Origin of the sequence: Streptomyces sp. HNM0645 (genome assembly GCF_030056615.1) — a bacterium.
Classification (GTDB): Bacteria; Actinomycetota; Actinomycetes; order Streptomycetales; family Streptomycetaceae; genus Streptomyces; species Streptomyces marianii.
Map to the genome: position 1 here is coordinate 1 of NZ_JASHLT010000008.1, position 20,438 is coordinate 20,438.

At 73.3% G+C, this 20,438-nt stretch carries 18 protein-coding genes and 2 pseudogenes; 2 read left to right on the forward strand and 18 right to left on the reverse strand.

Annotated features, from left to right (window positions below; genetic code table 11):
- The 13 genes and pseudogenes from QMZ92_RS06890 to leuA form a co-directional block, all read right to left on the reverse strand.
- Window positions 1-626 (reverse strand): annotated as a pseudogene (locus QMZ92_RS06890) (IS30 family transposase); the annotation flags it as partial.
- Between the two features lie 188 nt (window positions 627-814).
- Window positions 815-1,144 (reverse strand): annotated as a pseudogene (locus tag QMZ92_RS06895) (helix-turn-helix domain-containing protein); the annotation flags it as partial.
- A 192-nt stretch (window positions 1,145-1,336) separates the two neighbouring features.
- On the reverse strand, window positions 1,337-2,176 hold the full coding sequence (locus tag QMZ92_RS06900) for an isoprenyl transferase (RefSeq protein ID WP_283296328.1): 840 nt from the start codon (window positions 2,174-2,176) through the stop codon (window positions 1,337-1,339).
- Window positions 2,177-2,187: 11 nt separating this feature from the next.
- Window positions 2,188-2,949 (reverse strand): DNA repair protein RecO, encoded by a 762-nt coding sequence (recO, locus tag QMZ92_RS06905; RefSeq protein ID WP_283296329.1) that lies wholly within the window; start codon window positions 2,947-2,949, stop codon window positions 2,188-2,190.
- A gap of 102 nt (window positions 2,950-3,051) precedes the next feature.
- Entirely contained in the window at window positions 3,052-3,384 is a 333-nt protein-coding gene (locus QMZ92_RS06910; RefSeq protein WP_093656858.1) for an ArsR/SmtB family transcription factor, read from the reverse strand.
- Between the two features lie 147 nt (window positions 3,385-3,531).
- Window positions 3,532-3,906 (reverse strand): hypothetical protein, encoded by a 375-nt coding sequence (locus tag QMZ92_RS06915; RefSeq protein WP_283296330.1) that lies wholly within the window; start codon window positions 3,904-3,906, stop codon window positions 3,532-3,534.
- A gap of 351 nt (window positions 3,907-4,257) precedes the next feature.
- Window positions 4,258-4,479, reverse strand: a complete 222-nt coding sequence (locus tag QMZ92_RS06920) for a hypothetical protein (RefSeq protein ID WP_283296331.1) — start codon at window positions 4,477-4,479, stop codon at window positions 4,258-4,260.
- On the reverse strand, window positions 4,476-4,685 hold the full coding sequence (locus QMZ92_RS06925) for a hypothetical protein (protein WP_283296332.1): 210 nt from the start codon (window positions 4,683-4,685) through the stop codon (window positions 4,476-4,478). The genes QMZ92_RS06920 and QMZ92_RS06925 overlap by 4 nt, the downstream gene beginning before the upstream one ends.
- Window positions 4,686-5,164: 479 nt before the next feature.
- A complete protein-coding gene (locus QMZ92_RS06930; RefSeq protein ID WP_283296333.1) occupies window positions 5,165-6,598 on the reverse strand; it encodes a hypothetical protein in 1,434 nt (477 codons plus the stop codon).
- 263 nt (window positions 6,599-6,861) lie between these two features.
- Window positions 6,862-9,171, reverse strand: a complete 2,310-nt coding sequence (locus tag QMZ92_RS06935) for a tetratricopeptide repeat protein (protein ID WP_283296334.1) — start codon at window positions 9,169-9,171, stop codon at window positions 6,862-6,864.
- A gap of 85 nt (window positions 9,172-9,256) precedes the next feature.
- Window positions 9,257-10,210: a class A beta-lactamase gene (gene bla, locus QMZ92_RS06940; protein WP_283296335.1), complete on the reverse strand. Its 954-nt coding sequence runs from the start codon at window positions 10,208-10,210 to the stop codon at window positions 9,257-9,259.
- A gap of 1,115 nt (window positions 10,211-11,325) precedes the next feature.
- Window positions 11,326-12,045, reverse strand: coding sequence for a TerB family tellurite resistance protein (locus QMZ92_RS06945; RefSeq protein ID WP_283296336.1), 720 nt, complete (start codon window positions 12,043-12,045; stop codon window positions 11,326-11,328).
- 158 nt (window positions 12,046-12,203) lie between these two features.
- Complete coding sequence (leuA, locus tag QMZ92_RS06950) at window positions 12,204-13,967, reverse strand: 2-isopropylmalate synthase (RefSeq protein ID WP_283296337.1); 1,764 nt, start codon at window positions 13,965-13,967, stop codon at window positions 12,204-12,206.
- A 323-nt stretch (window positions 13,968-14,290) separates the two neighbouring features.
- Between leuA and QMZ92_RS06955 the strand changes: the two genes are divergently transcribed.
- The gene (locus QMZ92_RS06955) at window positions 14,291-15,343 is read left to right on the forward strand and encodes a M4 family metallopeptidase (protein ID WP_283296338.1); all 1,053 of its coding nucleotides are present in this window, start codon (window positions 14,291-14,293) and stop codon (window positions 15,341-15,343) included.
- A gap of 25 nt (window positions 15,344-15,368) precedes the next feature.
- Complete coding sequence (locus tag QMZ92_RS06960) at window positions 15,369-15,635, forward strand: protealysin inhibitor emfourin (protein ID WP_283296339.1); 267 nt, start codon at window positions 15,369-15,371, stop codon at window positions 15,633-15,635.
- A gap of 134 nt (window positions 15,636-15,769) precedes the next feature.
- Here the strand turns inward: QMZ92_RS06960 and era are convergent, their stop codons facing one another.
- The 5 genes from era to QMZ92_RS06985 all read right to left on the reverse strand — a co-directional run bounded on the left by era (window position 15,770) and on the right by QMZ92_RS06985 (window position 20,423).
- Window positions 15,770-16,717: a GTPase Era gene (gene era / locus QMZ92_RS06965; RefSeq protein ID WP_283296340.1), complete on the reverse strand. Its 948-nt coding sequence runs from the start codon at window positions 16,715-16,717 to the stop codon at window positions 15,770-15,772.
- A 275-nt stretch (window positions 16,718-16,992) separates the two neighbouring features.
- Complete coding sequence (locus QMZ92_RS06970) at window positions 16,993-17,982, reverse strand: WxL protein peptidoglycan domain-containing protein (protein ID WP_283296341.1); 990 nt, start codon at window positions 17,980-17,982, stop codon at window positions 16,993-16,995.
- A 61-nt stretch (window positions 17,983-18,043) separates the two neighbouring features.
- Window positions 18,044-19,381, reverse strand: coding sequence for a WxL domain-containing protein (locus QMZ92_RS06975; protein WP_283296342.1), 1,338 nt, complete (start codon window positions 19,379-19,381; stop codon window positions 18,044-18,046).
- Between the two features lie 324 nt (window positions 19,382-19,705).
- Entirely contained in the window at window positions 19,706-20,068 is a 363-nt protein-coding gene (locus QMZ92_RS06980; protein WP_283296343.1) for a hypothetical protein, read from the reverse strand.
- A 1-nt stretch (window position 20,069) separates the two neighbouring features.
- On the reverse strand, window positions 20,070-20,423 hold the full coding sequence (locus QMZ92_RS06985; RefSeq protein ID WP_283296344.1) for a cytidine deaminase-like protein: 354 nt from the start codon (window positions 20,421-20,423) through the stop codon (window positions 20,070-20,072).
- Between the last annotated feature and the right edge of the window lie 15 nt (window positions 20,424-20,438).

Genomic DNA, 20,438 nt, shown 5'->3' on the forward strand with positions numbered 1-20,438 from the left:
GTCAGCGAGCGCATCAGGTGCGTGGGCAGCGTCTTGACCGTTGTCACGAGGGCGTTGCGGACGTGCTCGGCGGTGCGGCCGTCGGGCAGGTGGACAAGCATCACGTAGCGGGTGGCGCGCTCGACCAGGGTTCCGATGGCGGAGCCGTTGTCCTTGCCGATGATCAGGTCGCCTTCCCAGTGGCCGGGGACGGCCCGGTCCTCGGCCTCGGCGGGGCGTTCGCTGATCATGACCATCGGGGTGGAGAAGCGGGGCCGGCGTTGCTGGGCCTGGCGGCGGGGCCGCCGGGTTGCCCGTCCCGAGCGCAGGGCGCGGGCCAGCTCCCGACGCAGTTCACCGCGTCCTTGGACGTAGAGGGCCTGGTAGACGGTCTCGTGGGCCACGTGCATCTCCGGCCGCTCGGGGAACTGTGCCCGTAGAGCCTGGCAGATCTGCTCGGGGCTCCACCGTATGTCCAGGTGATCCTGGATGAAGCTGCGCAGTCGCGGGTTCTGGCTGATCTTCCCCAGCTTCGGGCGGGGCCGGCGGGCGTCGGCTCGGGCCTGGGCGGCGTGTGGCCGGTACCGGCCGTTCTCCGGGTGCCGGTTGCGGCGGATCTCCCGGCTGATCGTGGNGCCCGTAGAGCCTGGCAGATCTGCTCGGGGCTCCACCGTATGTCCAGGTGATCCTGGATGAAGCTGCGCAGTCGCGGGTTCTGGCTGATCTTCCCCAGCTTCGGGCGGGGCCGGCGGGCGTCGGCTCGGGCCTGGGCGGCGTGTGGCCGGTACCGGCCGTTCTCCGGGTGCCGGTTGCGGCGGATCTCCCGGCTGATCGTGGAGGGGCTGCGGCCCAGCTCGGCCGCAATCGCCCGGACCGTGGCCTTCTCTCGCAGCCGGTCAGCGATGTGAATGCGGTCGGACTCACGCAGGTAGCGGGAAGGGCCGGGCGGGGGCGCCACCGTGGTGATCGGTGGCGCCCCGACATGCCCACCGGACGGGGCACGGCCGTTGCGCCACCGCCTGCCGGTCTTCGGGTTGATGCCGACGACCCGGCATGCCTCCGCGTTGCTCACACCATGCTGCATGAGCTGAAGGTAGAGGCGCCGTTCCTCGGACAAGGGACGGCGCCCCTGGATGACGGACCGGTCCCGGATCTTGAAGCCCATTGCATCCCCTGAACTGGGGTGTTGCAACGACGCCTAGAACCCAAGGGGGCCCCGTGCGGGCCCTTCGCCGTGAGGCCGTTGCGTGCGGCTTCCCGGAGGCCGTTGCGTGCGGCTTCCCGCTCGTTCCGCTTGCCGTGGGGCCGTACGGCCGCGTTCGTGCGGCCGTGTGTGTCCTCGTGCGGTGTGGGCTGGCTACGACTTGTCGAGTTCCTTCTCGATGCGGGCGAGTTCCTCGTTCGGGACGGCGCCGCCGAAGCGGCGGTCGCGCTGGGCGTACTCCAGGCAGGCCCGCCACAGGTCGCGGCGGTCGAAGTCGGGCCACAGCACGTCCTGGAAGACCATCTCGGCGTAACTGCTCTGCCAGATCAGGTAGTTGGAGGTGCGCTGCTCGCCGCTGGGGCGCAGGAAGAGGTCGACGTCCGGCATGTCCGGGTAGTACAGGTACTTCTGGAAGGTCTTCTCGTTGACCTTGGCGGGGTCGAGCCGGCCGGCGGCGACGTCCTCGGCGATCTTCTTGGCGGCGTCGGCGATCTCGGCGCGCCCGCCGTAGTTGACGCAGAAGTACAGCGTCATGGCGTCGTTGCCCTTGGTCTGCTCCTGGGCGATCTGGAGTTCCTGGACGACGGACTTCCACATCTTGGGCATCCGGCCGACCCAGCGGATGCGGATGCCGAGTTCGTCCATCTCGTCGCGGCGCCGGCGGATCACGTCCCGGTTGAAGTTCATCAGGAAGCGCACCTCCTCCGGGGAGCGCTTCCAGTTCTCGGTGGAGAAGGCGTAGAGGGAGAGGTTCTTGACGCCCATCTCCAGGCAGCCCTTGAGTACGTCGAGGACCACGCCCTCGCCGACCTTGTGCCCCTCGGTGCGCGGCAGTCCGCGTTCCTTGGCCCAGCGCCCGTTGCCGTCCATGACGACGGCGACGTGGTCCGGCACGAGTTCGCCGGGGATCCTCGGCGGTTGCGCTCCGGACGGGTGCGGCTCGGGGGCCTTGTACTCGCGGCGGGAACGTCCCAGGATTCCGCGTCGTGCCATGGGGGTCACACTCACTTCTTCTCGACGTGCTTCTCTACGTACCGCAGCGAGCGCAGGCCGCGCTCCAGGTGCCAGTGCAGATAGGCGGACACCAGTCCGCTGCCCTCCCTGACGTGGCGTTCCTCGCACGCCTCCGCCGTGGCCCAGTCCCCGGTCAGCAGCGCGCCGAGCAGGCCGATCGCCTCAGCAGAGGGTACGACGCTGCCGGGGACACGGCAGTCGGCGCAGATGACCCCGCCGGCGGCGACGGAGAAGAACCGGTTCGGCCCGGGCATGCCGCATTTCGCGCAGTCGGAGAACGACGGCGCGTAGCCGTTGACGGCGAGGGAGCGCAGCAGGAACGCGTCGAGGACGAGGTGCGGCGGGTGCTCGCCGCGGGCGAGGGTGCGGAGCCCGCCGACGAGCAGCAGGTACTGCTGGACGGACGGTTCGCCCTCGTGGTCGGTGAACCGTTCCGCGGTCTCCAGCATGGCGGTGCCCGAGGTGTAGCGGGCGTAGTCGGTGACGATGCCGCTGCCGTACGGGGCGATCGTCTCGCTCTGGGTGCACAGCGGGAGGCCGCGGCCGACGAGGTCGCCGCCGCGGGCGAAGAACTGCACGTCGACGTGCGAGAACGGTTCGAGGCGGGCGCCGAACTTCGATTTGGTGCGGCGTACTCCGCGGGCGACGGCCCGGACCCGCCCGTGTCCGCGGGTGAGGATCGTGATGATGCGGTCCGCTTCGCCCAGCTTCTGGGTGCGCAGCACGATGCCGTCGTCGCGGAACAAGGTCATGGGGCCATTCTCTCGCACCGGCCGGGCGGCTCCGGGGCGGGTTCGGCTGGTCCGTCCCGTGGGTTGATGCCGGGGGCGGTCCCGGGCCGCCCCGGGGCCGCCTCACACGTCGGCCTGGCGGAGCTCCTCGAGGAGTTCGTTCTGTCCGACGAGGAGTTCGGTGAGGATGCGGCGGGCGGCGCGGAGCAGTTCCGCGACGTCGCCGCCGGCGAGGGCGTAGCTGACGGTGGAGCCGTCGCGTATCGACACGACGATGCCGGAGCGGCGCAGCACGGCCAGTTGCTGGGAGAGGTTGGACGGTTCGATCTCGATCGCGGTGAGCAGGTCGCGCACCGGTACCGGACCGTTCTGCAGGAGCTCCAGCACCCGGATGCGGACGGGGTGCCCGAGCATGCGGAAGAACTCCGCCTTGGCCTGGTACAGCGGTACCTGCATGTGATCGCTCCCGGTGACTCGACGACTACGGTCCGATCCTCCCGTCTCCGGCTGCCCGCCTCCCAGGGGGTTGATCCCATCGGGATCTGGCGAATTGAAGAAATTTTCAATTCGTGGGCAGCCGGAGACGTGGGGACCGTCACGGCTCTACAGCTCGAGATCCGCCTCGATGCGCCGCAGTTGGTGGCGGGCCATGGCCAGGTTGGCATTGCCCTTGTCGAGGACGAGGTAGAGGAAGAGGCCGTTGCCTCCGCGGCCCTTGAGCAGCCGGATCAGGTGGTACTGGGTACCGAGCGTGATCAGGATGTCGTCGATGTCGTCGGTGAGCCCGAGGTGCTCCATGGTGCGGGCCTTGGCGCGGATCACGTCCGTGTTGCCGGCCGCCGCCACCGCCAGGTCGAGGTCCTTGCCGCCGCCCAGGGTGCCCAGAGCCATCCCGCTGGTGTAGTCCACGAGCGCCACCCCCAGCGCCCCCTCTATCGACGTCATGGACTCTTTCAGGGAGGTCTCCACATTGGCCATCGCTGCGCTCACTCCTCATCAGTGCGTGCTGTCGGATGCCGGTCCGGCGCGAACGGACTGATCGCACGGCCGACATGTGACGAGGAGGCTACCCACCGTGAGGGGGTCGTGGAGGAGTAACGACGGAATATGCCAACAGCAGGCCGGAAACGGACCCTTGTCCGTAAGATACGCGCCGCCCGCGGGCGTCCGGGCGCGGCGGAGGGTGATGCCGGAGCCGGGAAGGGCGGTGCCGGACGGGCCGCGACGGGCCTGCGCGGGGGCCGGTACGGGCAGGCGCGGGGCCGTGGGGGCTTTCCCTGCGGGGGTGAGGAACGCCGTTGCGCCCGGGCGCCGTCGGGCGCGCGCGGGCTACGGCACCTCGCCGCGGCTGCGGGCGTTCGCGTAGGCGGTCGCGGCGCTGAGGCGTTCCGCGGGGGTGGCGATGCGCAGGTCGTCGGGGGCGCAGGCCCATTCGCGTCCACAGCCGACCGGTGCGAGGCGGACGTGCGGTCCGGTGGTGTCGAGGATTCGCCCTACGCGGCCGGTGCTGGTGTCGACGGCGTACGCCCCCACGGGCGGCGGTGACGTCATCGGCCCGCCTCCTCCGCCGGCAGCGCGGTCCCGGCACTGCGGTGCCCGGGCCCGACGAGGACACCGCGCTCTTCTCCGGTGCGGGACGGGGGGTCGACGCCGGGCGACGGCCGTGGCACTCCGACGCGGGCGAGCGCGCCCCGCGGTTCCACCGCTGCCGCTTCGGTGTCGCGGGGGCGTTCCCTTTCCGCCATGGTTTCCGCCACGGTGCTCCTTTCCTCCTGCATCCCGGTGCCTTTCCTCTTCCCCGAGTGTCCTCTTTCCCATCCCGAGTGTGAGGACACGGAGCCGGAATCGGCAGACGAACGCGCGCCGTAACTGCACGGAACCACAAAGGAGTTAATCCATGGCCGACGCAGGTATGGGTGGAGGGCCGGAGAACGGCAGGCCGCAAGGGGTTTCTCCGGCCCGGAATCGGGGCTGCGGAATAAAGCTGGCGGGTCGGCTCAGGGGCAGGTACGGGGCGTCGGGAATGTGCGCCCGCGGGCCGGCGAAGGCCAGGCGAACGGGCTGATCGCAGGTCCCGGAAGGACGGCCCGGGCGCGGACCGGCGGAACTCCGCGGACGCCGGTTTTCCCCAGCGGATTCGGCGCGGCCCGAAAAGCGGACCGCTGCACCGGAAAGGTCGGGCGGAGGGCGGTTCGGTCCCGGGCCGGGCGGCCCGGGACCGTGGATCCGGTGCGGGTCAGGCCGCGAGGGCGCCCTTGCCGCTCGCGAGCGGCCATTCGCGGTGGAGGCTGCCCAGCGGGATCCGGTGCTGGAGGATCGGCGTGCCGAAGACCGCCAGCTGGAGCTGGAGGTGTCCGCTCAGGCCGAAGCCGCCGTGGAGCGCCCATGTGCCGGTGACCGACGCGGTGCCGTCCGTGGCGGCGTCGGCGCGGGCCTGGGCCTCGGCGCGCAGGTAGGGGGCGAAGTCGGCGGTGAGGCCGACCATGCCGTACAGGCCGACGGACGCCTCGGCGCCGAGGGTCGCCCTGGCCTGGCCCGCGGCGGTGACGGTAGTGCGGACGGGTGTGCTCCTGACGTCGGAGGCGCTGACCGGGGTCCAGCCGTCGCCGGGGGCGTAGCTGCCTCCGACGCGGAAGTCACCGCGTACGTCCTGCTGCACGTCGAGGGTGATGCGGCCGTCGGCCTCGACCTGGAGGTAGCAGGTGAGGTCGAGGTTGACGACGACGGGAACGGGGCCGACCTGGATCACCGGGTCGGCATGGAGCTTGGCGAACGGGATGCGCTGGGTGGCCTTGGCGGAGGCGCGGCCCTTGACGGCCCACTGGGCGGTCCAGTCGCCGGTCATGCCGAGGAACGCGGAGCCGGGCGCGGGACGTCCGGCCTGGCCGTTGGCGCTGCCGTCGTAGGAGAACTCGACCTGCGGTGAGAGCTGCACGAAGCCGGAGAGGGAGGCGGCGGCGGAGACGGGGGCGTCGTCGGCGGTGGCCAGGGCTGCGCCGACGTCGAGGCGGAGGCTGCCGAGGGGCAGCTTGCTGCCGCTGGGGCCGAAGGTGGCGCCTCCGGTGCGGGCCCAGGAGACCTTGACCCCCTCGACGAGGGGTTCGACGTCGACGGTGGAGGGGTCGACGGGGACCTGTCCGTCCGCCTTGTCGTCGGCGAGGAGGGTGCTGAGGGTGGTGGGCGCGGTGCGGACCTCGGTGCCCTGGTCGGTGGTGCCGAGGACCTCGGTGACCTCGGCGAGGAGGCCGTCGGGGGCGCCGGGGGCCGGGGCGCTGGCGATGACGTCGCCGGTCTTGACGGGGGCGTCCGCGGTGGGGCCGGTGGTGGGGGCCGTCGGACTGCCGGAGCCGGGCGGGTTCGGTTCGGCGGGCGGGGCGGCTATGACGGCGCGCCGGGTGCGCTTGTCGTAGGCGGCGACCTTCAGCGTGCTCTTGGCAGCGGCGGTGGTGCCCTCGGTGGTGCGGCGGGCGACAGCGGTCGGGGCGGCCTCGCCGCGGGGGGCGGCTTCGACGTCGAGCTGTTCGGTTCCGTCCGCCGCCGCGGCGGTCGCGGCGGGGGTGGGCCCGGTCCCGGGCCGGTCGGAGCTGTCGGGGGCGGCCGAGCATCCGCTCGCGGCAAGCGCGAGGGCGGTCAGCGTGGGGACCAGGAGTCTCCTGGCGGCATGGCGCACGGGGGTGTCCTCCGGCGGTGGAACGGTGAGGGGGGTGGTTGCCGCGACCCGCACTTACCAGCGAGTAACAGCGGGGGGAATCATGGCATGCGCACGCGCCGCCCGCACAATCCCGCTGCACCCAACACCTCTGCGGCAAAGGGATGTTGACCCTTGGACGATGCACACGGTGTGACGGGGAAGCAGGCCGGGCGGACCTCCCCTGCCCGGCCTGCTTCCCCGTCGCACCTGCGCGGTGTCCACACGGGCCCCAACCACCGTGCTCAGCCGCCGAGTTTGCGGCGGACCTCGGCCTCGCGAACGTGGTCACCCAGCAATCGGTGGACGGCCGCGGCCCTGCGGTACTGCTCGTCCGCGCCCAACTGGTCCCCCTGTACGAGCAGGTTGTCGCCCACAGCCTCCGCGGCCGCCGCCATCCCCGCGCCGAGGCCCGCGCGTTCGAAGGCGGCCAGCGCGGCGCGGTGCAGCTCCACGCCCTCGCCGTAGGAGCCGCGCCGCTCCTCCAGACGCCCCAGCTCGCACAGGGTCCAACCCTCCTCCGCCGGGAGGCCGTCGCGGCGGTAGAGGGCGAGGGCGGAGCGCAGATGGCGTTCGGCGGGGACGAAACCCCCGGCCTGGGCGTAGGCCGTGCCGAGATGGCGCCGGGCCTCGGCGGGGCCGGCCGGGTCGCCGGTGCGCCGGGCGAGCACGGGCAGCGCCCGCTCCAGGCAGTCGATCGCCTCGTCGGGGCGGCGCCGGTCCAGGTGGAGGACGCCGAGGCCGAGCAGGACCTCCGCCTCGCCCGCGGTGTCGTTCGCCGCCCGGCAGCCCTCCAGCGCGGCGTACAGCTCCCGCAGGGCCTCCTCGTACCGGCCGGCGCCGCGCAGGACGGTGCCCAGCAGCCGTCGGGTGGCGGTCTGTTCGGCGCGGGCGCCGGCATGCCGCTGGAGGGTTGCGGCCATGCCCAGATGGTCCACGGCCCGGTCGAACTGCCCTTGGTGCGCGTACGCGGAGCCGAGACCGCGCATGGCGTGCGCCGTCCAGCCCTGTTCGCCGGAGCGGCGGGCCGCGTCGAGGACGGCGGCCCACATGGCGACGCGCGGGGACTGCCCGGGCCGCCCCTCGAGCCAGGGGTCGGCGGCCAGGGCGAGGGCGTGGGCATGGCGGTGCAGTCCCTCACGTACGGCGGTGCGGACGAGGTGGGGGATGGCGTGCTGTTCCGGGGCGCCCCATGCCCCGCCGCCGTGGGCGGAGGCGTCCTCGGTGTAGGCGGTGAGGATCCGCTCGAGGACCGCCCGACGGTCGGCGGGGGCCGTCTCCTGGTCGAGGCGTTCGGCGGCGAGCAGACGGACCAGGTCGTGCAGCCCGTAGGCGTCGGGGCCCGCGGGCCGGGCGAGTTGGGCGTCGACGAGCCGGTCGAGGCCGCTTCGGGCACCTGCCGGGTCGTCGGCCGCCGCCGCGGCGGCGATCCGTACGGTCACCCGGGCCGCGGGGCAGGCGCCGAGGACGCGCAGCAGCGCACGATCGCCGGCGCCGAGTGCGGCGTAGGCGGCCTCGAAGGCCGCGCGGACCGCGAGGTCCTCCGTGCGCAGATGGTGGAGACGGTCGCGCTCGGCGGCGAGACGGCCCGCGAGAACCGGTATCTGCCCGGTGGGGCGGGAGCGCTGCCCGCCGGCCGCGAGACGGACGGCGAGCGGCAGCAGTCCGCAGGAGTGGACGGCGGACCGCGCGTGGTCGGGCTCGGCCGTGGCGCGGCCGGGCCCGGCGACGGCTGAGAGGAGGGCGAGTGCGTCGGGCTCGGTGAGCGGGCCGAGCGGAACGGGAGCGGCCTCGGGCAGGTCCCGGAGCGCGTCGCGGCTGGTGATCAGGGTCAGGCAGTGCTCGCCGGCCGGCAGCAGCGCGCGGGCCTGGGCGGCGTCCGCCGCGTCGTCGAGGAGCAGCAGGATCCGCCGGCCCGCGGTGCGGCTGCGGAAGCGGGCGGCCAGGGCGGCGCCCGTGCCCGACCGCTCCTCGGCCGGGGCGCCCAGGGCGGCGAGCAGCCCGGCCAGTACCGCGGAGGGGGCGGGAGGTTCGCCGCGGCCGCCGCCGAGGTCGGCGTACAGCCGTCCGTCGGGGAAGAGAGGCCGCAGTTCATGGGCGAGCCGGACGGCGAGCGCGGACTTGCCGGTGCCGGGCGCGCCGGTCACGGCGATGGCGCGGTGGCCGGCGCGGACCATGCGCAGCACCGCGTCCGTCTCGACGGTCCGACCGGTGAAGTGGTCGGCTGCGACGGGCAGTTCCGCCGGGTCCGGCGGCGGGACGGGGGCGGGGGGCGGCGGTACGGCGGGGCTTCGCCGGGTGCGCGCGCGGCGGACCGCGGTGTGCGCGGCGCCCGCCGCCACGGCGGCGGCGAGCGGCCAGAGGAGCGGGGCGAGTACCGGGGGGAGGACCGGGGGAAGGGTGCCGCAGGCCGCGGTGTGCAGGGCGAGGGCGAGCGGCACCGACAGCAGTGCCGATCCCGTGACCAGCACGGCAGTCGCATGAGTGCGCAGCACGGTCCCCCCGTCCCGGTTCCCGGCGCCCTGGTCCGTGCCCACGCCGTACGCGTTCGTCACATTCTGGCCCGCTCCCCTTCCCGATGTGCCCGATCGGGAAGGGGATTTCGAAGAACGGTTGCGAGGGTACGCCGCCCCGGGGAGCTCAGCCGAGCGCGTCGGCGAGCAGTTCGGCGGTCCGGGCGACGAGCCGGTTGTCCGCGGCGTCGTCGGGTTGCTGCCGGGTCGTCAGGACGGCAAGGACGACGGGGGTGCCGTCGGGGGTCCAGGCGACGCCTACGTCGTTGTTGGTGCCGTACTTGCCGCCGCCGGTCTTGTCCGCGAGGGTCCAGTCGTCGGGAAGTCCGGCGCGGAAGCGTTCCTTGCTGGTGGTGTTGTTCAGCAGCCAGCCGGTGAGCCGCTGCCGGTCCGGGCGGGAGAGCGCGTCGCCGAGGACGAGCCGGGTGTAGGTCCGTGCGATGTGGCGCGGGTCGGTGGTGTCCTCCACGCGCCAGGGCTCGGCCGAGTTCAGACGGGGCTCCCAGCGGTCGAGCCGGGTGACGCCGTCGCCGACGGAGCGGCAGAAGCGGGTGACGGCGGTGGGGCCGCCGAGTTCGCGCAGCAGGAGGTTGGCCGCGGCGTTGTCGCTGTAGCGGACGGCGGCGTCGCAGAGCTCGGCCACGGTCATGCCGCGGGCGAGGTTCTCCTCCCGGCCGGTGATGACGGCGTAGCCCGACTCCTCGGTGTCCTTCTCGGTGTAGCGGATGCGCTCGGCGAGGAACTCGCCCTTGCGGTCGAGGTCCCTGAGGACGGCCGCGACGGCGAGGGTCTTGAACACCGAGCACATGGGGAACAGTTCACCTGCGCGGTGGGCGACGGTCCGGCCCGTCCTCATGTTGCGGGCGAAGACGCCGAGCCGGGCGGTGTGCTTCCGCTCGAGCTCGCTCAGGCTGCGGGAGATCGCGTCCGGCCGGGGCGTGCCGCCCGGGCCGTTGCCGGCGGGCGGCTCGCCGCCGCGGCGCGGCGGGGTCGCCGCCGCGCTCGACGGCAGCCCCGCGGCCAGTGCGGCGCCGACGGCCAGCAGTGTGCGACGGGTCCGGTGTGCTCGTGACGATTCCAAGGCCGTGCTTCCCTCTCTCTGGGGCGCCCCGGCCCGGGTAAGGCCGCGGCGCCTTCGCGGTGCGTGTGCGGCGGAGACGCGGCCGCCGGTCCGCGGCGTCCGGGCGGGCCCGACGCCTCCGCCTGCTCCGGGGCCCGATCCGTCCGTCGCTGCGAGCGTGTGCCCGCGCTGTTCCGTGGCTGCGGGAGCGTGCGCGGTCGGTGGTCCCTGCCTGCCGGGCCCGTCCGCGTCCGCGGCGTCCTCTGCCGGGCTTGCCGGTACCCACGCCGCCGTCGCCGACGTGCCCTTCGGAGCCGAGTCCCCCTGACTGTCCCCGGGCGTCTCCGTCCGCCCTCGGTCCGCGGTGTCCCGCCTGCCGTGCCGGTGGTCCTCCCGCCACGGCGATCACTGTTCAGGATGGCGGAACGGCCCGATCGGTTCCGGGCCCGCGCCGGCGCGCGGGTGCCGCCGGGCACCACCGGGCCCGACTCGTGGGCGAGGATGACGAGTCGGGCCCGGCCCCCGGGCGCCGGGCCGCCCCGTGATCCGGCCGACGTGCGTCTTCGCCGCGAGCGGGCTGAGGCCCGGGGTCTCGGCGATCCCGGCGCCGTTGTGACCGCGTGCGACGAGGGCGAGAAACCCGCGGGACAGCGCGGACCGGGGCCCGGCGGCCGGGCGACGGCCGGTGCCGCGGCTTTCGTGGTGAACGGGACCCCGTCTCGGGCCCCTCCGGCGAGGTGGTCTGGACGGATCCGGACTCCCGGCGGGAGGCGGGCGAAACGTCCGGCTGGGGATCGAGCCGGGCGTCACCTCCCGGGTGGGCCCCGTCGGGCGCGGCCGCTCCCCGGGGAGTACGGGGGGAGCCTCGACACGGGGGCCGCCGGGGCGTCGAGGCCGCCCGGCGCGCGTCATGCCCGTCGTACGCGTGAGGCCTGTGATCAGGTGAGGCGCACGCGGGGCGCCGGCGCGGCGGGTGACGCGCACGCCGCCGCACCCGGCGCGCGGCGCGTGCCGTCCTGCCAGGGCGCGTCGTCGCGGGCCGGCCACCGCGTCGGCCGGCCCACCTCGGGGAGCGACGGGCCCCGGGCCGGCTGCGGCATCACGCCGTCCGCGCGGCGCCCGCCCTGCCGCTCCGCCTACGGGGACGGGGTGCGTGCCGCGGCGAGCAGGCGAGCCGTGTCGTCGGCGCACAGTTGCAGCGCGTTACCGACCGTGGTCAGCACGTCGTGTTCCGCGGGGATGTAGGGCCCGTCGGCGAGGGCGATCCCGGCGCCGTGCAGCAGGATCGATTCGCGCCCGGCCGGGGCGAGATGCGGGGTGAGCGGTTCCAGCGCCTCGTGGAGTTCGATGGCGAGGGCGGCTCCGCAGGGTCCGGCGTCGGTGATGAAGCGTCCGGTGTCGGCGGCGAGCGCCTCCACCATGGCCGTCAACTGGTCCTCGGTGCAGTCGCTGATACCGGCGGCGCGGACGGTGGCGACCGCGGTCCGGCGGACCGTGCGGGAGGAGGTGCCGCCGGCGGCGAGGACGGCGAGCGCGACCGTGTGCACGGCGTCGCGGAGCATCGCGGAGAAGCGGCCGGTGGTGGGGTGGTCCAGTGCCTCGGTGCCGAAGTGGCCGTGGCAGGCGGCGCATTCGACGACCGGTCCGGCCTGGCCGCGCGGGAGGACGGGGACGCCGAGGACGGTGAAGCGGCGGCGGCCGGTGCGGCGGCGGTAGTTGCGGTCGCCTCCGCATTCGGGGCAGAAGAACTCGCCGTCGCCGACGGTGCTCCACGACGTGCGCACCCCGAAGACACGAAGACCACGATGACCGTGGATGTGCGGTTTCCGGCCGCTCTGTCCGCGGGCTGGCAGCACGTCGCACCTCCGTGACCCTTCGGCAACATTGCCGCGTTGACGTGATGTTAGCCACATGGCGGATGCCGCGTCAGCACCCGGGCGTCACATCGCCCGGACATGGCCGAACCCCGCCCCTGTACCGGGGCGGGGTCCGTGGCCGCGGGTGACGGCGGGTGTCAGCGGGAGGCGCGGTTGACGGCCGACACGACCGCCTTCAGGGAGGCGCGGGTGGTGTTGGCGTCGATGCCGATGCCCCACAGGACCTTTCCGTCGATGGCGCATTCGATGTAGGAGGCGGCCTGCGCGGACGCGCCCTCGCTCATCGTGTGCTCCTGGTAGTCCAGGACGCGCGCGTCGACGCCGATCCCGTTCAGGGCGTCGACGAACGCGGAGATGGGGCCGTTGCCGCTGCCGGTCAGCACGGCGTCGGCGCCGTCCACGACCGCCTCCACCGTCAGGGTGTCGGTGCCGTCGGTGTCCGAGGTGGACTGGCCGGAACGCAGCTGGACGCGACCCCACGGGTCGACGGGGTTGGGCAGGTACTCGTCCTGGAAGACGGACCAGATCTCCTTCGGCGTGACCTCGCCGCCCTCGGCGTCGGTCTTGGCCTGAATGATGCGGGAGAACTCGATCTGCATCCGGCGCGGCAGGTCCAGCTTGTGGTCGTTCTTCAGGACGTAGGCGATTCCGCCCTTGCCGGACTGCGAGTTGACGCGGATGACCGCCTCGTAGGAGCGGCCCACGTCCTTCGGGTCGATCGGCAGGTACGGGACGGCCCACTCGATGTCGTCGGTCGTCACGCCGCGGGCGGCCGCGTCGGCCTCCATGGCGTCGAAGCCCTTCTTGATGGCGTCCTGGTGGGAGCCGGAGAAGGCGGTGTAGACGAGGTCGCCCGCGTAGGGGTGGCGCGGGTGGATCTGCATCTGGTTGCAGTACTCGCTGGTGCGACGGATCTCGTCGATCTGCGAGAAGTCGATCTGCGGGTCGACGCCCTGGGAGAAGAGGTTCATGCCCAGGGTCACCAGGTCGACGTTGCCGGTGCGCTCGCCCTGGCCGAACAGGCAGCCCTCGATGCGGTCGGCGCCCGCCATGATCGCCAGCTCGGCGGCGGCCACGGCGGTGCCGCGGTCGTTGTGCGGGTGTACCGACAGGCAGACGTGCTCGCGGCGGGTCAGGTGGCGGGACATCCACTCGAAGCGGTCCGCGTGGGTGGAGGGCGTCGAACGCTCCACGGTGGCGGGCAGGTTCAGGATGATCTCGCGGCCGGGGCCGGGCTGCCAGACGTCGCAGACCGCCTCGCAGACCTCCAGGGCGAAGTCCAGTTCGGTGTCGGTGAAGATCTCCGGGCTGTACTGGTAGCCGAAGACGGTCTCGTCGCCCAGCAGCTTCTCGGCGTACTCCATCACCAGCCGGGTGCCGTCGACGGCGATCTGCTTGATCTCGTCCTTGGAACCGCGGAAGACGACGCGGCGGAACGTCGGCGCCGTCGCGTTGTACAGGTGGACGGTGGCGCGCCTGGCGCCGACGATCGACTCGACGGTGCGTTCGATCAGGTCCTCGCGGGCCTGGGTCAGGACGGAGATCGTCACGTCGTCCGGGATCGCGCCCTCTTCGATGATCGAGCGCACGAAGGCGAAGTCGGTCTCGCCGGACGAGGGGAAGCCGACCTCGATCTCCTTGTAGCCGAGGCGGACCAGCAGGTCGAACATCTCGCGCTTGCGGGCCGGCGACATCGGGTCGATCAGCGCCTGGTTGCCGTCCCGCAGATCTGTGGACAGCCAGCGCGGGGCCTTGGTGATCCGCTTCTCGGGCCAGGTGCGGTCCGGGATGTCGACGGCCTCGTACCGGCCGTACTTGTGGATCGGCATGCCGGAGGGCTTCTGGGTGTGCGTGGTGTTGGTGATCGGCGTGGGGCGGCCGCTCCACTGCGACTGTGACATTGCGTCGGGCTCCTCGGGGTCCTGCGGGCTGGGTGTCCTCCCACGCCCTGGGGGCGGTGGGGGAGGCCGACTGTCAACGCAGCACCAGACTCCGCGGGGAGGGGGTCGGCCTACGACTACAGGCCCTCGCCGCGGCGGCTAAGAAGAAGCAGCCCGAAACGCATGATGCGGACGAGCCTAGCCGAGCTTCGGCGCGGGCGCCGGTCCCGTTTCAGTATGCGGGACGACCGATCAGTAACGGGCAAATGTGACAGATCACTCCATTTCACTAATCGTCGTCGCATCCAGTGACAGTCGGATGGCGCAGTGCCACATTGCCAGACATGGACTCCTTCACGCCTGTCTTCTGCGGCATCGTGCCGCCGCACCTCCTCGACAAGCTCGCGCGCGCCGGTGATCCGGCCGTCGCCGCCGCGGCCCGTCGCACCCTCGTCGCGGACGCCGCGCACCGCACGGGGCGCCGGCTGACCACCCTCACCGGCGCCCCGGCCCCGCCCCAGGAGGTCGTCCCCGGCCCGCAGCGCACCCTGTACGACGCCGGGAACGGGACCGCGCTGCCCGGCACGAAGGTGCGCTCCGAGGGCGACGAGCCCGTCCAGGACGCCACCGTCAACCGCGCCTACGCCGGCCTCGGCGCGACGTTCGACCTGCTTCTGACGGCCTACGGGCACGACTCGATCGACGGCGCGGGCCTGCCCCTCGACGCGACCGTCCACTACGACGAGAAGTACGGAAACGCCTTCTGGAACGGCGAGCGGATGGTGTTCGGCGACGGTGACGGCGAGATCTTCCTCGACTTCACCGGTCCGGTCGACGTCATCGCCCACGAACTGGCGCACGGCTTCACCCAGTACTCGGCGAACTTCACCTACTTCGGCCAGCCCGGCGCGCTGAACGAGTCGGTGTCGGACGTCTTCGGCTCCCTGGTGAAGCAGCGCACGCTCGACCAGAGCGCGGACCGGGCCGACTGGCTCATCGGTGCCGGGCTGCTCGCGCCGCAGGTCAGCGGGGTTGCGCTGCGGTCGATGAAGGCGCCGGGCACGGCGTACGACGACGATGTGCTCGGCAAGGACCCCCAGCCGGCGACGATGGCCGACTACGTCCGCACGGGCCGGGACAACGGCGGCGTCCACATCAACTCGGGCATCCCCAACCACGCCTTCTACCTGCTCGCGACCCAGCTGGGCGGCAAGGCGTGGGAGCGGGCGGGGCAGATCTGGTACGACACGATGACCTCGGGGAGGCTGCGGGTCGACGCGTCGTTCGCCGACTTCGCGAGCGAGACCGTCGAGGCCGCCACTGCGCGCTACGGCCGGGGCGAGGAGCGCGAGGCCGTGGTGAAGGCATGGTCCCGGGTCGGTGTGCCTGCCAACTGACCGTGATCCGTACTAGACAGGGACCATGCGCATCCACGTACGACGCACCGGCGGGTTCGCCGGCATCGAGCGGGTCTCCGAGGTCGACACCGCCGGGCGACCCGACGCCCAGGACTGGCACGCCCTGGCCGAGCAGGCGATGGGCGACGGCCGGGACACCCCGCCGGTGGGGGTGCCGGACGGCTTCCAGTACCAGCTCACGGTGGACGGGACCACGGTGTACTGCGCCGACCCCAGGCTGACCGAGGCTCAGCGGAAGCTGATCACCCGGGTGCTGAAGGAAGGTTCCTGAGGCCCCCGGGCCCGCCGGGGAAGGGGCTTCGCCGCGCCCCGGGGGCCGGTGCCGGGCAGGCGTGCTCCTGAGGGCCGGCGCGCGGGACGGTGCGACCGGAGGCGGGTCGGGGCCGGCCGGATCGGCCGGAGCCGTCAGAAGCCCAGCCTGCGCAGCTGCTTCGGGTCCCGCTGCCAGTCCTTCGCGACCTTCACGTGCAGATCGAGGAAGACGGGGGTACCGAGCAGCGCCTCGATGTGTTTGCGGGACTTGGTGCCGACCTCCTTCAGGCGGCTGCCCTTGGGGCCGATGATGATGCCCTTCTGGCTGGGGCGCTCGATGTAGACGTTGGCGTGGATGTCGAGGAGCGGCCGGTCCGCCGGGCGTCCCTCGCGCGGCAGCATCTCCTCGACCACGACCGCGATCGAGTGGGGCAACTCGTCGCGTACGCCTTCCAGCGCCGCCTCCCGGATCAGCTCGGCGACCATGACCTGCTCCGGCTCGTCCGTGAGGTCGCCCTCCGGGTAGAGCGGAGGGCTCTCCGGAAGCAGCGGGACGAGGAGGTCCCCGAGCAGGTTGACCTGCTTGTCGCCGACGGCCGACACCGGGACGATCTCCGCCCACTCGATGCCGAGCTCGCTGCCGAGGCGGTCGACGGCGAGGAGCTGCTCGGCCAGGGTCTTGGAGTCGACCAGGTCGGTCTTGGTCACGATCGCGACCTTGGGGGTCTTCTTGATCCCGGCCAGTTCCTTGGCGATGAAGCGGTCGCCGGGGCCGAGCTTCTGGTCGGCCGGGAGGCAGAAGCCGATCACGTCGACCTCGGCCCAGGTGGTGCGTACGACGTCGTTGAGCCGCTCGCCGAGCAGGGTGCGCGGCTTGTGCAGGCCGGGGGTGTCCACGAGCACGAGCTGGGCGTTCAGGTCGGGGCGGTGGACGATGCCGCGGACGGTGTGACGGGTGGTCTGCGGCCGGTTGGAGGTGATGGCCACCTTCTGGCCCACCAGAGCGTTCGTGAGGGTGGACTTGCCCGCGTTGGGGCGGCCGACGAAGCAGGCGAAGCCGGCGCGGTGCGGGGCCTCGGACCGGGGGGTGTGAACGCTCATGCGGGCCATTCTCCCCGATCCTCGGGGCGGTCACGTACCAGGTGCCGCCGCGGGCGGGCACGGACGCCCGGCGCCGCGTCGGGTCCGGGACCCGGTGTGACGGACCCGTGACCGACCCGCCCTGCGCCGGTCCGGACGTCCCGCGCGTGCGGGGCGTCGCCGTGCGGACGCGCGGCCTCGCCGAGCGGGCGCGCACGGCTCCCGGCACGACGAACAGGTCGGCGTGCCGGGGCCGGCGTCGACATGACGGGCCCGGCGGTTCGCGGCCGGGGCGCTCAGCCTGCGCGTGCCGCCCGGCGTCGTGCCCGGACCCACACCAGCGCCCCGGCACCGGCACCGGCCGCGAACGGTACGGCCACCACCAGCCAGGGGACGGCGAGGAAGGACGCCGCTCCGGATCCGCGGGCGTCGCGCGCGCTCGCCGTGAGGGTCACCTCGCCCCAGTCGAGCTGCGGGGCGCCGGCCCAGCTCGTGGTGAGCCGGATCCGCTGCCGGGGCAGCAGTTCGCCGGGGACGCCGCCCAGGTCCCGGGCCAGCAGGGTGCGGCCGAAGAGACCCTCGGCGCGGAGGGCGACCTTCGGGGCGAGGGTGACGTTGCCTCGGTTGTGCAGGGTGTACGAGACCAGGGCACTGCTGTCGCCGGTGCCCGGCACGAGGGGTTTGTCCGGCGCGTAGCGGACGTCCTCGACGGAGAGCGCGGGCATGGCCGGTCCGTTCACCCGCAGGTAGACGCGGGCGCCGACCGCCCGCTGGACACCGACGGCCACCGCTCCCCCCGACCCGGCGGCGACGCGTTCGTCGAGGGCGACCAGCGCGCCGGGGTGGTCGCCGGGCTCCGCGTCCTCGGGGACGGTGAGGGTGTACGGGACGGTGACGGCGGAGCGGGCGGGCACGGTCACCCGGGCCCGGTCCGGCTTCGCCCAGGCGCCGACGCCGCGCTGCCTCTCCTCGCGGGTGCGCACGGCGAAGCCGCCGTCCCGTTCGGTGTTGTAGGCGTCGGCCCCGTACAGCAGGAACGTCAGCGGGGCGGCGGTCTTGTTGGTCACGGTGACGCTGTCGGTGAGCGTCGTGCCGGGGTCGGCGGAGAGGTAGAAGTACGGTCGGCGGCCGGGGCCTGAGGCCGTGGGCTCCACGGACCACTCGCCGTTGTCGGCGGCGTGCGCGGACGGGACGGCGCACAGCAGTGCCGCCAGCGCGAGGAAGGGGACGAGGAGCGTCGCGAGCGGCGCGGGCAGCGGCGGGAGGGGTGCGGGCGGTCTTCGCACGGGCGCGGATCCCCCGGATCGGGGCGGGCCGACCGGGTGCGCGCCCGGCCCGCCGTGGGTGTCAGGTGAGGGTGAGGGTCAGCACGCCGGAGTAGGCGCCGGGTGCGGTGAACGCCGGCACGTCCAGCGTCACCTTCGCGCCCGCGGTGAACTCACCGCCGGTGAGCGCCCCGTCGGGGGTGGACGCCAGGGTGGCGCCGGCGGTGCCGACGGCGCCCGCGGAACCCGCCGCGCAGCTGCTGGGGCTGCCGGCCTTGGTGGTGCAGGCCGGGGTCCAGCTCAGCCGGCCGGCGTCGATCTTCCCGCCGGGACCGGTGAAGTCGGTGACCTTGCCGGTCAGGGACCAGCCCGCGGGGCCGCCGCGGAAGTCCTTGACGGTCACCGCGTGGAGGTCGCCGGTGGCGGCGCCGCCCTTGCCGAAGTCGACGGAGGTCAGCTGGACCGCGTCACCGGCCTGGGTCATGGACAGGGTGCCGGCCGCGACGGCCGTGGTGAGCTTCTGGCTGTTCGCGGGTACGGGGGTGTCGTCGACGACGGTGTACGCCGCGGGGCCCGCGCCCTTGTCGTCGCTCCACGCGGTGCCCTCGTAGGCGACGACTCCGGTGGTGGCCTTGTCGGCGACCGTGAGCCGGGCGGTGAAGGTGCCCGCCGCGCTCGCCTTCACGGTCACCTTGTCCGCGGTCTCGGCCGCGCCGGCGCGGCCGGCGACGGTGACGTCCGAGAGGGGGGTGAACTTCGCACCGGTGACGGTCACCTGGTCGCCCGGCTTGCCGGAGGCGGTGCCGAGCTGGACGGACCGTTCGTTGGCGCCGGGCTGTTCGGTGGCGACGATCGTCTGCGAGACGGGCGCGGGCGGGTTCGTCACCGTGCAGGGGGTGTCCAGCTCCATGATGTAGCTGGTGTGGATGTTGTAGTCGCCCGGCGAGAGGGTGATCGAGCCGGGCGCGGTGACCGTGAAGGTGCCGGTCATGGAGAACGCCGGGAACGGTGCCTTGCCGGGGACGGGCGGGTTCTTCTTCGGGCCGGCGACGGTGACGCTGCCGGGCTGCGCTCCCCCGAGGGTCACCTTGCCGGTCGGGGTCATGATGTCGGCGGGCAGGGCCAGGTCGACGGGGTTGCCGGCGGCGGGCTCGGTGACCGTGTAGGTGACGGTGACCGTGTCGCCCACCTTGGGTGCGGCGTTGTCGACGGTGATCTCGGCGCTGGTCGTGCCGTCGATGGGCGGGATGCCGGATATCGGCGGTGGTACGCAGTGGGTCGGGAAGTCGACCGCCTGGGCCGCCTTGACCTGCGCCCCGGCGGAGGGCGCGAGGAGCCCGCCGCCGGTGGCCACGAGCGCGCTCACCCCCAGTAGCGCCGCCCAGCGGCGTCTTCGTGGTGTGGATGGCAGGGACGCCATGCGCTTCCCCCTTCACTCGGCTTCACTCGGCTTCACTCGGTGGCCGTCATTGACGGGGTGGGGGAAAGAGAAGTCAATGGAATCGAAATGCACCGACTGATGACCCATCAGTTCGCGTCAAGATCGATGGCGCAGACTCAGGATCGGCTTTTTCGCGGGCAGGGCCACTTCACCGCGCGGGTCGGTCCCGGCCCACCCGGCGACCGGCCGGTACGGCATCCGGCCGGGCCGACGAGGGCGCGGCCGAAGGCGGTCGAACGGGACGGAGCGCGGACGGGCCCCGGCTCACGGGCGGGTCCCTCCGCGGACCGCCCGCGCCCGCCGTCAGGCCGGCGCCGAACCGTTCGCGCGGCGCCGGGCGAGCAGGGCGACCGCGCCGACCACGGCGTAGAGCACGGTGAGGACGCCGAGCGTCAGGTCCAGCCAGTCGACCGGGGCGCCCGACACCAGATCGGCCGCCGCGGGGACGCCGACGGCGAAGCCGACGGTCAGCAGGACGACCGCCGCGGCCAGGCGCAGGGCGCGGCGGCGCGGCCCGGTGCTCAGTTCGGCGCCCGCCGCCGCGGCGAGGAACAGCGGGAAAGCGTCGGACCAGGCCACTCGGCCCGACACGACCCAGTCGACACCGCTGATGACGACGCCGACGAGACCGACCGCCAGGACGACCCGGCCCCAGGTGCGGGACATGTCAGCCCGCCGTCAGGGTCGCTCGGACCACGCCGTCGGGACCGGCGAGCAGCACCGGCGTACCCGGGCCGCCCAGGTCCCGTACCGCGGCGCGGTCGGCGTCGTCGACCGTGTCGGTGTCGGCGACGACGGCCGCGGCCTCCAGGGAGGTGGCGCCGCTGGCCACGGCCATGGCGACGGCCGTCCGAAGGGCGCTCAGCCGCAGCGACTCGAGCGCCACCGTGCCCGCGACGTACGTCCGTCCGGTCTCGTCCCGCACCGCTGCGCCCTCGGGCACCCCGTTGCGCGCACGGGCGCTGCGCGCCAGCGTGATGATCTTGCGGTCTTCGGGATCGAGTCCGGAGCTGTCAGTCATGGGACGAGCATAGTT